Raw genomic sequence first — 12,537 nt, forward strand, 5'->3', positions numbered from 1 at the left:
GGATGAACGACACCAAGTTGACCGCGAGTGAGCTGGTCGCCGCGTATGCCACCGGAGAGCTGTCACCGGTCGAGGCCACTCAGAACGCTTTGCGCGCCATCGAAGAACGGGACGGCGAGATCAACGCCTACTGCCTGGTCGACGCCGACAAAGCACTCGAACAGGCGAAAGCGTCCGAGATCCGCTGGCGGGACGGTAATCCGATCGGCTGGCTGGACGGTGTTCCCGCTTCAATCAAGGACATGTTCCTGACGCAGGGCTGGCCGACGCTGCGCGGTTCGCGGTGCATCGACCCCGGCCAGCAGTGGGACGTCGACAGTCCCGTCACCGCCCGCCTGCGCGAAAACGGCTTGGTGCTGCTGGGTAAGACCACGACGCCGGAACTCGCGTGGAAGGGCGTCACGGACAACACGCTGACCGGGATCACCCGTAACCCGCACGACCCGTCGACGACGGCGGGCGGGTCCAGCGGTGGCAGCGCCGCGGCCGTCGCGGCCGGGATGGGTGAGCTTTCCGTCGGCACCGACGGTGGTGGCTCGATCCGGATTCCGGCTTCGTTCTGCGGAATCGTCGGCCTCAAGCCGACACACGGCCGGATCCCGCTGTTCCCGGCGAGCCCGTTCGGCCCGCTGTCGCACGCCGGCCCGATGGCGCGTTCGGTGGACGACACCGCGCTGCTCCTCGACGTTCTCTCGATGCCCGACTACCGCGACCCGGCCGCGCTCGCTCCGCCCGTCTCGACCTTCCGCGAAGCCGTCCGCAGGGATGTGCGCGGGCTGATCGCCGCCTACTCGCCGACACTCGGCTTCGTCGACGTCGACCCGGAGGTCGCGGAGATCGTCAAGTCGGCGGTCCAGTCGCTGGGCAACGCGGGCCTGCACATCGAAGAGACCGATCCCGGTTTCACCGATCCCAAGCCCGCCTTCGACATCCTGTGGTCGACGGGTGCGGCCAAGTGGCTGGACACCTTCCCCGCCGGATCGGCGGAAAGGGTCGACCCCGGGCTGCGGAAGGTGTGGGAATTCGGCAAGACGTTCTCGGCGAGCGACTACCTCGGCGCCAACGCCGAGCGGGCCGCGCTGGGCATCCTGATGGGCGAGTTCCACACGCGCTACGACGTGCTGATCACGCCGACCGTCCCGATCCCCGCTTTCGAAGCCGGGCACGAGGTGCCGCCGGGCAGCGGGATAAGCGGCTGGCCGGACTGGACGCCGTTCACCTACCCGTTCAACATGACCCAGCAACCCGCCATCAGTGTCCCGGCGGGCCGCACCTCCAGCGGCCTCCCTGTCGGCTTGCAGATCGTCGGCCCCCGGCACTCCGACGACCTGGTGCTCGCGGTCGCGAAACTCCTCGAAGAGGTCCGTCCCTGGCCGTGACCTGCGGAAAGAGAGCAAGGGACCTTTGCTGTCGCCCGGCGGGGTCGCGGTCGGTGAGGTCAGGATCGGGCGGCGTGGGTTTTCCGGACCAGGCCGCGCACCTGCCCGCTGCACAGGGCGAGGCAGGTGGCGACCACGACCAGCCCGGCGCACGCGAGCAAGGTCGTGTCGGCGCCGAAGTGCTGCGCGGCGGGCCCCGCCGCCATCTGGCCGAGCGGCAGGGCGATGAAGGAACCGAGCATGTCGTAGGAGTAGACGCGCGCGAGTTTCTCCTCGGGCACGTTCTCCTGTAGCGAGACGTCCCACGCCACCACGAACTGCTCGATCGCCATGCCGGACACGAACATGGCCGCCAGCAGCAGAGGCAGCCAGGGTGCCTGGCCGAGGAGGATCAACGGCGGCGCTTCGAGAAAGATCACCGCGACTCCGACGAACAGCGCGCGCCGCGGCTGCCATCGGGCCACGAGGATCCCGCCGACGAGTGAGCCGATCGTCTGCGCCGCGAGGGCGAAGCCCCAGCCGGAGCGGCCGAAGGTGCTGTCGGCGACGATGGGGCCCAGCACCGCGATCCCGCCGGCGATGACGGCGTTCACCACCATGAACTGCACGACCACGACCCATACCCAGGTCCGTGACCGGAACTCGCGCCAGCCTTCGGCGAGTTCCGCCAGCGGACGGCTGCCGGGGATCCGTTCCCGGCGACTGAGGCGGATGCGCCCGTAGGAGAGGGCGGAGCCCAGGAACAGCAGCGCGTTCCCGCCGAGCGCCCAGCCAGGGCCGACCGCGGTGACCAGGACGCCGCCGAGCCCGGCACCGGCGATCCGGCCGGAGTTCGAGAGCAGCCTGCCCAGCGCGTTGGCCGGTGCCAGCAGGGCGGCGGGCACCGTCAACGGCGTGAGCGACGCCGAAGCGGGGGCGGAGATCGCGGCCACCGCGCCGTTGACCACGCTCAGCCCGACGAGCAGCGGGATCGATGCGAATCCACAAAGGACACTCGCCGCGATGGTCGCCTGGGTCAGCGTCGCGGCGACTTCGGTGCCCTGCAAGATCACCGAGCGCGGAAGCCGGTCCGCCAGTACTCCGCCGAACAGCAGCAACACCACGCTCGCCACCGACCGCGCGCCCACGACGATGCCGATGTCGACGGCCGAGCCGGTCAGGTCGATCACCGCGAACGCCAGCGCGAGCGGAGCGACGGCGTTGCCGAACTCCCCGAACGTGCGGCCGCCGATCAGCCAGCGGAAGTTGTGGTGGCGCAGGGGTTCGCGCAGTGAAGTCACGATCGCGTCATTTCGAACAGCGACACCGTCGCGCTGACCGGGATCGTGCCCCGGGTGCGGGGTGGTCGCGCGGCGGTGTGCAGAAGCCTGCTCAGTTCGCGAGCGTGTTCGAGCGCCTTTTTCCAGGTTTCGCTGTCGACCCACATCTCCGCGTCGGTCATCGACCCCTGTTCGCCGCGGACGCGGAATTCGCTGCGGCGCTTGAGTTCTTCCGTCATCGCCGCGAGGAGAAGCTGTTCCTCCCGCGGATTCGCCGACGCGAACCGCGCGCCGGACTCCGGGTCGTGCCGGTAACGCTTCGCCAGCCCGCCCCGGATCCGGACCTCCTCGGCGACGTCGAGCATTCCGGCTTCGTGCAGCCGCCGCAGGTGATAGCTGACATTCGCTTGTGTCTCACCGAGTTCGCGCGCGGCTTCGGCCGCACTCATCGCGACTCCGGTCAAAAGCGACAGAATGCGCAGCCGCACGGGATGGGCGAGGACGCGTAGCTCGTCAAGGCTGGGGGATTCGGGCACGGGACGAGTGTCGACTGCCGGGACACCAACCGTCAAACAGTTATTTGGGGGTTTCGTTGGCCAGGAGATCCGGTGCACTGATCCCATGTCTGTGTACTGCTGGCGGTATGCGTACGACGACATTGGGCAAGAGCGGTCTCGAGGTGTCGAGGATCGCCTTCGGCACCTGGAAGCTCGGCGGGAATTGGGGCTCGTTCGACGAGGACGCGGTTTCGGGAAGTCCGAAGCGATACTCGGGAAGATCCGGCACATCGGCGTTTCGAACTACGACGCCGCGGGGCTGGCCGACTTCGACAAGACCCGCCCGGTGGAAACCCTTCAGCCGCCATATCACCTGCTCCGCCGCGACATCGAGGACGATCCACTGCCGTACGCTCGGGAGAACGACATCGGCGTGCTTGTGTACAGCCCGCTGGGTAGCGGGCTGTTGACCGCCTCCTTCACGCTGGAGACGACGTTCGAGAGACCGACTGGCCCTCGCGCTCGTCGGCGTTCACCGGCGAGACCCCCCGGCGCAACCTCGCCATCGTCGACAAACTCAAGGATTTCGTCGCGGACAAGGGAATCTCGGTCAGTCAACTCGCGATCGCGTGGACAGTCGCCCAGCCGGGCGTGCACGTCGCGATCGTCGGTGCGCGCAAGGCGGCCAACATCGAAGCCATCTCGCCGCGGCCGACGTCGACCTGACCACGGAGGATCTCGCGGAGATCGGCCACCTCGCCACCGACGCCGTTCCCGTGTCGGGCGCGAGCCCCGAAGGTATCGCCTAAAGCTTGAATTCAGTGCCGTCCAAGGGAAGGGAGGCGCCGCCGTTCAGGACGGCAGCGTGCTCTGGCGAGGACGGGTCGACGACGGGGTTCGTGTTGTTCAAATGCGTGTACGCCCAGCGTGGGCCAGGACGGAGCTTCGCGAGACTGCCGGTGATCGGCAGATGCCCCATCGCCTGCTGGGCGCCGTCGCCGACCTCGGCCGCGGTGGCGCCCGACATCTCGTCCGGCGCGTAGAATGTTCCGTCCAGCAACACCAGATCCGCGCCTTCGGTGAAGGAATCGAACTCGTCTGGCCAGCTCTTCAGGCAGGGCGCGTACACGAAGACACCGCCGGTCTGGACGTCTTCGATCCGGTACGCCACCACCCACGGGCCGTCCTCAGCGGACGAACGCGCGTACTTCGGGCGTTTGTCGCTCACGGGAAGCGCGCTCACCCGGAGCCCGTCGATGGCGATCGCCGACGCCGGAAGCCAATTCCAGCCACCGTAGCCGTCGATGATCGACCGCGCGGGGAACTGATCGGACAGCGCGTGCAGCACCGCGTCCGGTGCCCACACCGGGAGCCCGCCGGCTTCCCGCAACAACAGCAGGCCGAGCGAATGATCGAGTTCGGCGTCGGTGAGCAGTATCCCGCGCAGCGGGATCTCCCTCGGCCCCGGCCCGGCCCGCAGCGGCGATGTGGCGAGGATCTGCCCCCGGATGTCCGGTGAAGCGTTGAGCAGGTACCAGCCCTCGCCATCGGCGCTCACCGCGACGCAGTCCTGCGTCCGTGGCGGAGTGTCCGAAGTGCACAGTGCGCAGGCGCAGTTCCATTGCGGGAAGCCGCCGCCCGCCGCGGTACCGAGCAGGATCACCCTCATCGCGGCGCCCGCATCACGAGTTCTTCCGTTTTCGGGGGCGTGGCGAGGATGAGGTCGACGACGTCGCGCCGCGGCGAGCGCGAGCACACCGGATCGGTCGCCGCGGCGTCACCGGTGAGCTGGAACGCCTGGCAGCGGCAACCGCCGAAATCGAGCGAGCGCCGGTCGCAGGTGCGGCAGGTGTCCGGCATCCAGTCTTCACCGCGGTACGCGTTGAAGGAACCGGATTCGTACCAGATCCAGGCCAGCGGCTTGTCCCGCACGTTGTCGAACTCCAGCGTCCCGATCGCGGTCGACGCGGGGCACGGCAGCACGTTCCCGTCGGGTGCCACGGTCAATTGCCGTGCGCCCCAGCCGTACATGCACGGCTTCGGGTACTGCTCGTAGTAGTCGGCGACGACGTAGATGACCTCCATGGTACCGCGCAGCCGTTCGGTGGCCGCGCGCGCGATCGGCTCGGCCTCGTCGAGTTGCCGCCTGGTCGGCATCAGGGCGTCGCGGTTCCGGAGGGCCCAGCCGTAGTATTGCGTGTTGGCCAGTTCGAGCCGGTCCGCGCCCATTTCCTCGGCGAGGTCGATGATACCGGCGAGCTGATCGTGGTTCTGCCGGTGCAGGACGACGTTCACCGAAAGCGGCAGTCCGGCCTTCTTGATCAGTTCGGCGACGACCAGCTTCCGGTCGTGGGCCCGCGCACCCGCGAGCCGGTCCGCGCGCTCGGCGGTCGCGCCTTGGACGGACAGCTGGATGTGCGCGATGCCGCGTTCGACGAGATCGTCCAATCTGGACTCCGTCAGCCCGAGACCGGACGTCACCAGGTTGACGTAGCAACCCAGTTTCGTGGCGTGTTCGACCAAGACGGGAAGATCCGGCCTGGCGAGCGGTTCGCCGCCGGACATGTGCACCTGGAGCACACCCAGCTCCCGCGCCTGCGAGAGAACGGACAACCATTCCTCTGTGGACAGTTCGCTGTCGCGGGTGATCAGTTCCAGCGGGTTCGAGCAGTACGGGCAGTGCAGCGGGCAGCGATGGGTCAGTTCCGCCAGCATTCCCAGCGGCGGTGCCGCGGTGGAGGTGTTCAGGTCCATTCGACGATCCGCCGATCTCCCAGCCGGGACAGGACGTCCAGGATTTCTTCCTCTCGCACACCGGAATAGCGCTCGCGCAAGGCCGAAGCGATCGCCGCGACGTCTCCCACCCCGTCGCAGAGTGTGAGAACAGCCGCCGCGGTCGGATTCGGGACGAGTACGCCTTCGGGGAACAGGAGGACGTGCGTTTCCCTGGTCTGGTCGTAACTCAGCCGGACTCCGCGCCGCAGCCGCGGCACCGAGTCCATTTCGAGGGTGGTCATCGCTACTCCTTGGCCGCGGCGCGCTCGATGGCGTCGAGCATGGACCAGAGCACGTCGGTCTTGAACGACAGCGCGGCGATCGCCTTTTCCTGCTGCTCACGCGTGACGGCATACCGCACGACGATGTCGAGCGTCCCCTTGCCCTCGCCGGAGACCTTGTCGATGCGATTGGTGAAGTAGGCGAGGTCTTCCGGCGCGATCCACGAGTAGTTGGCCAGCATGTCGGCGACTCGCCGTTGCATGAGGTGGCCGGCGAACATTTCGGTCAGCCCCGAGGCGACCGCTTCGAGCCAGGGCTTCGAGCGGGCGAAATTCAGGTAGGCGTCGACGGCGAATCGCACGCCGGGGGCGACGTGCCGCTGATCGAGAACCTCTTCGCGGTCGAGCCCGACAGCGGCGCACAAACGGAGCCATCGCTCGGTTCCGCCGTCCCCGGCTTTCGCTCCGTCGTGATAGACGACGCGGTCGAGCCATTCCCGGCGGATTTCCGGCACCGGGCAGTTGCTGATGATCGCCGCGTCCTTCTGCGGCAGCACGCACTGGTAGTACCAGCGGTTCGCGGCCCAGATCTTCAGTTCGTACTCCGACAGATCCCCGCCGTGCATCCGGTGGTGGAACGGGTGCGTGCCCCAGTAGCGGTGGGAAAGCCCGCGCAAGGCCGCGATGAATTCCGGCGGCGACATCGGCGCGACGGAAAGGGAAAGAGACACGGCACTGCCTCCAGCGGCTCGCTGATCGGGACGGCGGCGCGGTGGTGGGGGGCGGCCCCCACCACCGGGTGAGAAATCAGTCCTCCATGCGGGCCGCGTATGCGGTGACCTCCATGGGAGTTTCGTATTCGACGAAGTCGGGCGTGGTCCAAACCTCGATGGGTTCGATCATATTAGTACTCCTCGGATCGCTGACGTTCATCCCCGGAACGTCCACATGGGAACGAACCGGGCCGAGCACCGTCACCCTAGAAGCGGGGCGCCGATTCTGACCAGACGTAAGGTCCAAGTTCAGGACGCGTTTTGTAAAGTTTCCTACCTATGGCGGATCGACTCGCCCCGACGGTCACGCTCGGCGCACACAACGGTTAACGGCAAGCGCTTTCCTTACCCCGTCCAGTGGTGTCCGTTTCATCCTACGGTGTGTTTGTATCCAACCCGACGGGTGAACCCCGGCCACCCGTCTTCCGCCGCCATCCGAGCTCCAGGGTGTAGCTGAAGGAGGCGTCCCATGTCCTTACGTCGTACTCTCGCCGCCACGTTCGCCGCCGCGACGGCCGTGTCGATCGCGGCCGTCCCGGCGGCCGCCGCCGAAGCGCCGTCCATCCAGGCGATCAGGCAGCTCGCCAGTGGCCTCAACCAGGCCTGGTCGATCGATTTCCTGCCCGACGGCACCGGTCTCTTCACCCAGAAGGATGCCAAGACGATCAGCAGGATCGACAAGGCGGGCAAGGTCACCACGGTTCAGACCATCCCCGGGGTGAGTGTCACCGTGGAGGCCGGCCTGCTCGGCATCGCCGTCTCGCCGAAATACACCACCGACGAGACGGTCTTCATCTACTACACGACCAGTTCCGACAACCGCATCGCCAAGTTGAAGCTGGGCCAGACGCCGACGCCGATCGTCACCGGCATCCCGCGTGGTTCGCAGTACCACCACGGCGGCCGGATCAGGTTCGGCCCCGACGGCTACCTCTACGCGGGGACCGGCGACGGCCAGAACGGTGCCAACGCGCAGAACAAGAACTCCCTCGGCGGCAAGGTCCTGCGGGTCACCACCGACGGCGCGCCCGCGCCGGGCAACCCGTTCAACAGCCGCGTCTACTCCTACGGCCACCGCAACGTCCAGGGCCTGACCTGGGCGAACGGCCAGCTGTACGTCTCCGACATCGGCGCCAACAGGCTCGACGAGCTGAACAAGATCGACCCTGGCAAGAACTACGGCTGGCCGACCTGCGAGGGCCCGTGCAACACGGCGGGGATGACCAACCCGGTCAAGGCCTGGCCGACGTCTTCGGCGACGCCGAGCGGGCTGGCTGCCTACAAGGGCTCGCTGTACATGGCTTCCCTCAAGGGCGGCACCTACAAGCTCGACCTGAACGGTAACGGCGGCAAGCTCTGGACCAACCTCGGCCGCACCCGTGACGCCACCGCCGGTCCCGACGGTCAGCTGTACACGATCACGCCGGGCGCCCTCTACGTCTCCGACGGGAGCTGACTCCCACCGCGATTCGTCCTCTACTTGCGGTTTAACGCCGCAAGTAGAGGACGGGTTGCGGTAGTTGCGTGTGCAAGGACCGCAACTAGAGGACTAATTGCGGGAGATGACGGAGACCGCGTGTTCGAGTTCGTCGAGCGCGGTGTCCAGGTGGGTCAGGATGCGCTGGAGATGCGGGACGCTCCGGCGGCAGCCGGTGATGCCGAAATCCAGGTTGTCCCCGTTGCTGGTCAGCGTGATGTTCAGTGCCTGCCCGTCGAGCAGCACCGACGCCGGGTAGATGCCGTCGAGCGACGCGCCGTTCCAGTACATCTGCTTGCGCGGCCCCGGCACGTTGGAGATCACCAGGTTGAACGGCGGTTTCGTGTTGTTCACGAAGCCGGGGATCGGCGACACGCCGAGCTGGGCGACGTTGATCCCCGACAGCAGCAGCGTCTGGAGCGGAGTCAGCTCCGAGAAGAGCTTCTTCCCGTTGCGCATGGAAGCGTTGATCGCCGCGAGCCGCGCCGCCGGGTCGGTCAGATGGGTGGCGAGATTGCACAGCAGCGCGCCGATGTTGTTACCCGACGCGTCGCCGCTGTCCTTGCGCCGCAACGAAACCGGGACCATCGCGGTCAGCGGCGCGTCGGGAAGGGCGTTCTGCTCGATCAGGTAGTCCCGCAGCGCGCCCGAGCACATCGCGAGGACGACGTCGTTGCGCGACACCCCGGCGGCGGTCGCCACCTTGCGCACCCGGTCCAGCGACCACGACTGCGCGGCGAACCGCCGGGCCCCGCCGATCGGCACGTTCAGCATTGTCTTCGGCGCCTGCGCCGGCAGCGTGAGCGTGTGCTCCTGGAACGCCTCCCGCGCCACCTTCAGCGCGGCGGGCGCGATACCGGCGAGCTGGTTGACCGTCTTGCCCATGCGCTGGAACATCGACGGGGACACCTTGCCGTTGTGCCCGCCGTCCGGTTTGGGCCGGCGGCCCCACGGCGGCGGGCAGTCGAGGTCGGCCGGGTCGTCCGACAGCGTGCCCTGGAGATGCCGCAGCGCCGAGACGCCGTCCATCAGCGCGTGGTGGATCTTGCTGTAGATCGCGAACCGGCCGTCTTGCAGGCCCTCGACCAGGTGGATCTCCCACAGCGGACGGTGCCGGTCGAGCAGGGTGCCGTGCCAGCGCCCGGTGAGTTCCAGCAGCTCGCGGATCCGGCCGGGCTGGGGCAGGGCGGAATGCCGGAAGTGATAGTCGAGTTCGAGATCGTTGTCGGTCGCCCAGGCGATATGCCCGGCGGTGTTGACCGGCCGGGCGGGACGGCGCCGGAACACCGACCGCATGTTGTCGGACTCGAGCATGTTCTTGCGGACGTCACGCAGGTAGTCGGGGCCGGCGCCCTCGGGTTTCTTGAACAGTTGCAGTCCACCGACGTGCATCGGATGTTCGCGCGTTTCCACGAGAAGGAACATCGAGTCGGTCACGGGCATCAACGGCATCGTGGGACCACCTTCCGCGCGGCGGCGTGCGAGCACGCCGGGTGCGAGAGTCTACGCACACCGAAACCACCTTCTCACGCTTTAGGGTGACTGACATGACGATCACGACCGATCCGAAGACTGGCAGGTTCGAGGCAAGTTTTCCCGCCGAGAACCCATCAGGAGAGTTCCGTCGGTCCGCCAACCATTTCGACGCGCGCGTCACCGCCGACGGCAGTGAAGGCTGGCCGGTGGAGGCGGGAAGATACCGGCTGGTGGTGAGCCGTGCCTGCCCCTGGGCGAGCCGGGGACTGATCGTCCGGCGGCTCCTCGGTCTCGAGCCCGCGCTGAGCGTCGCCGTCGCCGACCCGATCCAGGACGACAAGAGCTGGCGGTTCACCCTCGATCCCGGTGACCGGGACCCGGTACTGGGCATCAAGTACCTGGCCGAGGCCTATCACGCCGCGGATCCGCACTACATGGGCGGGATCAGCGTTCCGGCCATTGTGGACATTCCGAGCAAGCGGCTCGTGAGCAACGACTATCCGCGGATCACGCTCGATTTCTCCACCGAATGGACCAGCCTGCACCGGCCCGGCGCGCCCGATCTCTATCCCGAACGGCTGCGCGACGAGATCGACGCCGTCAACGTCGGCGTCTTCGCCGATGTCAACGCCGCCGTCTACCAGGCCGGTTTCGCGACCAAGCAGGCCGCGTACGAGGACGCGTACACCCGGCTCTTCGCCATGCTGGACGTGCTCTCCGAGCGGCTGGAAAACCAGCGTTACCTCGTCGGCGACACGATCACCGAGGCGGACATCCGGTTGTTCACCACGCTCGTCCGCTTCGATCCGGTGTATCACGGGCATTTCAAGTGCAACCGGAACAAACTGGCCGAAATGCCGGTGCTGTGGGCTTACGCCCGCGACCTCTTCCAAACACCGGGCTTCGGTGACACCGTCGATTTCGACCACATCAAGCGGCACTACCACGCGGTGCACGAGCAGGTGAACCCGACGCGGATCGTCCCACTGGGACCGGACCTGTCCGGCTGGGCGACGCCGCATCACCGGGAGCAGCTGGGCGGGCGCCCGTTCGGCGACGGCACGCCGCCGGGACCGCCGCCCGAGGAGGAACGGATCGGGGAAACGGATGGAGCCACTTCCTGAACACGCCGACGTCGTCGTGATCGGCGGCGGGATCATCGGGGTCAGCTGCGCGTACCGGCTCGCCGCCGCCGGTGTCCCGGTGCTGCTGCTCGAACGTGACAGCCTGGGCGCGGGCTCGACGGGGAAGGCGGCGGGCGGGATCCGGTCGTCGTTCACCACGCACGTCAACATCGAGATCGGGCTGCGCGGGCTGGCCGAGTATGCCTCCTTCGCCGAGACGTACGGGGCCGAGATCGACTTCCGCCGCGACGGCTACCTGTACCTGGTCACCGATCCCGCGGAGCTGCCGGAGTTCGAGCGCTGTGCCGAGTTGCAGAACTCCTATGGCGTCCGCAGCCTGCTCGTCGAACCGGCCGAAGCGCGGCGGTTCTCCCCGTTGATCGACACCGAAGGCGTGGTCGCGGCGCTGTGGTCGCCGGACGACGCCAAGGCCACTCCGGACTCCGCGGTCCAGGGCTACGCGCGGGCGGCCCGCACGCACGGCGCGGTGCTGAAGACCGGCGTCGAGGTCGTGGGGATCGAACGCGACGGCGACGAGATCACCGGCGTCCGGACCGGCGACGGTTTCGTGCGGACGAACGCGGTGGTCTGCGCGGCCGGTGCGTGGTCGGGTCGGATCGGCGAGTTCGCCGGCGTCGACCTGCCGGTGCGGCCGTTCCGCCGTCAGGTCGTGTTCACCGGCCCGGTCGGCGGCCTGCCCGGATCCGTGCCGCTGACCATCGAGATGCCGTCGGCGTTCTACTTCCACCGCGAGGGCTTGGGCCTGGCGATGTCCTTCTGCGACGGTGACGGCGACCCCGGATTCGACATCCGGTACCAGCCGGGCGATTGGCTGCCGAAACTCGCCGAGATCGCCGGGCGTCGGGTGCCCGCGGTGCTCGACGCGGGGATCCGCGGCGGCTGGGCGGGGCTGTACGAGGTCACCCCCGACCGCAACCAGATCGTGGGGGAAAGCGTCCAGGTGTCGCGGTTCTTCTACGCGACGGGATTTTCGGGACACGGGTTCCAGATGGGCCCGGCCGTGGGGGAGGTCGTGCGGGACCTCTACCTGGGGCGGGTCCCGGCCATCGACATCACCGGGCTCGACGTCCGCCGGTTCGACGGCGACCGGGCCGTGACGAGGGAGCACAACATCGTCTGACGGGTTCATCGAGGTCGCCACCGAGGCGGAGCCGCGCGAGATCCTGCCGCCGCCGCTGGAACGCACGGCGAACAAGGCGCGGCCCGATGGACCGGCAGTGACTGGCGGAGTCGCCATTCGTGCTGGTCGCGACGTCGGCGGCGGACGGGACCTGCGACGTCTCGCCGAAGGGGACCCTGGAGGCGCCGTTCTTCGACGACATGATCGTGAAGGGGAGCAGGCCGAAGCTCTGGCCGCCCGAGAGCTGGACGCCCGGCGCGATGGCGTCCAGGGCGGTCATCGCAAGACCTTCGAACGCCGAGGGAAAGCATGGCCGTACGAGCCGAGCAGGTACTCGGCCGACTTGTACTGACCCACGCGGACCGCTCGGCCGCGCCATTCGTGAGGCAGGAGGTGACGGTTGCTGGATCGTTGA

At 67.9% G+C, this 12,537-nt stretch carries 12 protein-coding genes and 1 pseudogene; 5 read left to right on the forward strand and 8 right to left on the reverse strand.

Annotation, left to right across the window (positions count from 1 at the left end):
• Positions 1–2 precede the first annotated feature (2 nt).
• Positions 3–1,379 carry an amidase gene (locus tag BS329_RS13320; RefSeq protein ID WP_076159985.1) on the forward strand — a complete coding sequence of 459 codons (1,377 nt, stop codon included), beginning with the start codon at positions 3–5 and terminating at the stop codon, positions 1,377–1,379.
• A gap of 59 nt (positions 1,380–1,438) precedes the next feature.
• Here BS329_RS13320 and BS329_RS13325 read toward each other — a convergent pair whose 3' ends face one another.
• Complete coding sequence (locus tag BS329_RS13325; protein ID WP_143252987.1) at positions 1,439–2,659, reverse strand: MFS transporter; 1,221 nt, start codon at positions 2,657–2,659, stop codon at positions 1,439–1,441.
• Positions 2,656–3,174 (reverse strand): ArsR/SmtB family transcription factor, encoded by a 519-nt coding sequence (locus tag BS329_RS13330; protein ID WP_076159988.1) that lies wholly within the window; start codon positions 3,172–3,174, stop codon positions 2,656–2,658. The genes BS329_RS13325 and BS329_RS13330 overlap by 4 nt, the downstream gene beginning before the upstream one ends.
• A gap of 85 nt (positions 3,175–3,259) precedes the next feature.
• On the opposite strand from BS329_RS13330, the pseudogene BS329_RS13335 reads away from it, so the two are divergent.
• Positions 3,260–3,861 (forward strand): annotated as a pseudogene (locus tag BS329_RS13335) (aldo/keto reductase).
• Positions 3,862–3,940: 79 nt separating this feature from the next.
• Here BS329_RS13335 and pqqB read toward each other — a convergent pair.
• From pqqB to pqqA, 5 genes are all read right to left on the reverse strand, one after another.
• Positions 3,941–4,804: a pyrroloquinoline quinone biosynthesis protein PqqB gene (gene pqqB / locus BS329_RS13340; protein ID WP_076159991.1), complete on the reverse strand. Its 864-nt coding sequence runs from the start codon at positions 4,802–4,804 to the stop codon at positions 3,941–3,943.
• On the reverse strand, positions 4,801–5,889 hold the full coding sequence (gene pqqE / locus BS329_RS13345) for a pyrroloquinoline quinone biosynthesis protein PqqE (RefSeq protein WP_076159994.1): 1,089 nt from the start codon (positions 5,887–5,889) through the stop codon (positions 4,801–4,803). Before pqqE ends, pqqB begins: the two co-directional genes overlap by 4 nt.
• Positions 5,880–6,152, reverse strand: coding sequence for a pyrroloquinoline quinone biosynthesis peptide chaperone PqqD (pqqD, locus tag BS329_RS13350; RefSeq protein WP_076159996.1), 273 nt, complete (start codon positions 6,150–6,152; stop codon positions 5,880–5,882). The genes pqqE and pqqD overlap by 10 nt, the downstream gene beginning before the upstream one ends.
• 2 nt (positions 6,153–6,154) lie before the next feature.
• Positions 6,155–6,835, reverse strand: a complete 681-nt coding sequence (pqqC, locus tag BS329_RS13355; RefSeq protein ID WP_076159999.1) for a pyrroloquinoline-quinone synthase PqqC — start codon at positions 6,833–6,835, stop codon at positions 6,155–6,157.
• Between the two features lie 103 nt (positions 6,836–6,938).
• Entirely contained in the window at positions 6,939–7,034 is a 96-nt protein-coding gene (gene pqqA, locus BS329_RS13360) for a pyrroloquinoline quinone precursor peptide PqqA (protein WP_076160001.1), read from the reverse strand.
• A gap of 339 nt (positions 7,035–7,373) precedes the next feature.
• Here pqqA and BS329_RS13365 point away from each other — a divergent pair, with 339 nt between their 5' ends.
• Positions 7,374–8,360 (forward strand): PQQ-dependent sugar dehydrogenase, encoded by a 987-nt coding sequence (locus BS329_RS13365; RefSeq protein WP_076160004.1) that lies wholly within the window; start codon positions 7,374–7,376, stop codon positions 8,358–8,360.
• Positions 8,361–8,453: 93 nt separating this feature from the next.
• Here the strand turns inward: BS329_RS13365 and BS329_RS13370 are convergent, their stop codons facing one another.
• The gene (locus BS329_RS13370) at positions 8,454–9,833 is read right to left on the reverse strand and encodes a WS/DGAT/MGAT family O-acyltransferase (RefSeq protein WP_076160007.1); all 1,380 of its coding nucleotides are present in this window, start codon (positions 9,831–9,833) and stop codon (positions 8,454–8,456) included.
• A gap of 95 nt (positions 9,834–9,928) precedes the next feature.
• Between BS329_RS13370 and BS329_RS13375 the strand changes: the two genes are divergently transcribed.
• Both BS329_RS13375 and BS329_RS13380 read left to right on the forward strand, forming a co-directional pair.
• A complete protein-coding gene (locus BS329_RS13375) occupies positions 9,929–10,981 on the forward strand; it encodes a glutathione S-transferase family protein (RefSeq protein ID WP_076160009.1) in 1,053 nt (350 codons plus the stop codon).
• Positions 10,965–12,122, forward strand: a complete 1,158-nt coding sequence (locus BS329_RS13380; protein ID WP_076160012.1) for an NAD(P)/FAD-dependent oxidoreductase — start codon at positions 10,965–10,967, stop codon at positions 12,120–12,122. Before BS329_RS13375 ends, BS329_RS13380 begins: the two co-directional genes overlap by 17 nt.
• Positions 12,123–12,537: the final 415 nt, after the last annotated feature.

The sequence above is a fragment of the Amycolatopsis coloradensis genome, from assembly GCF_001953865.1.
In the GTDB taxonomy this organism is placed as follows: domain Bacteria; phylum Actinomycetota; class Actinomycetes; order Mycobacteriales; family Pseudonocardiaceae; genus Amycolatopsis; species Amycolatopsis coloradensis.

What these genes read in the sequence shown, in the direction of transcription:
- BS329_RS13320 (WP_076159985.1), top strand. Translation starts at nt 3, where the DNA reads ATGAACGACACCAAGTTGACCGCGAGTGAGCTGGTCGCCGCGTATGCC.
- pqqB (WP_076159991.1), bottom strand. Translation starts at nt 4,804, where the DNA reads ATGAGGGTGATCCTGCTCGGTACCGCGGCGGGCGGCGGCTTCCCGCAA.
- pqqE (WP_076159994.1), bottom strand. Translation starts at nt 5,889, where the DNA reads ATGGACCTGAACACCTCCACCGCGGCACCGCCGCTGGGAATGCTGGCG.
- pqqD (WP_076159996.1), bottom strand. Translation starts at nt 6,152, where the DNA reads ATGACCACCCTCGAAATGGACTCGGTGCCGCGGCTGCGGCGCGGAGTC.
- pqqC (WP_076159999.1), bottom strand. Translation starts at nt 6,835, where the DNA reads ATGTCGCCGCCGGAATTCATCGCGGCCTTGCGCGGGCTTTCCCACCGC.
- pqqA (WP_076160001.1), bottom strand. Translation starts at nt 7,034, where the DNA reads ATGATCGAACCCATCGAGGTTTGGACCACGCCCGACTTCGTCGAATAC.
- BS329_RS13365 (WP_076160004.1), top strand. Translation starts at nt 7,374, where the DNA reads ATGTCCTTACGTCGTACTCTCGCCGCCACGTTCGCCGCCGCGACGGCC.
- BS329_RS13370 (WP_076160007.1), bottom strand. Translation starts at nt 9,833, where the DNA reads ATGCCGTTGATGCCCGTGACCGACTCGATGTTCCTTCTCGTGGAAACG.
- BS329_RS13375 (WP_076160009.1), top strand. Translation starts at nt 9,929, where the DNA reads ATGACGATCACGACCGATCCGAAGACTGGCAGGTTCGAGGCAAGTTTT.
- BS329_RS13380 (WP_076160012.1), top strand. Translation starts at nt 10,965, where the DNA reads ATGGAGCCACTTCCTGAACACGCCGACGTCGTCGTGATCGGCGGCGGG.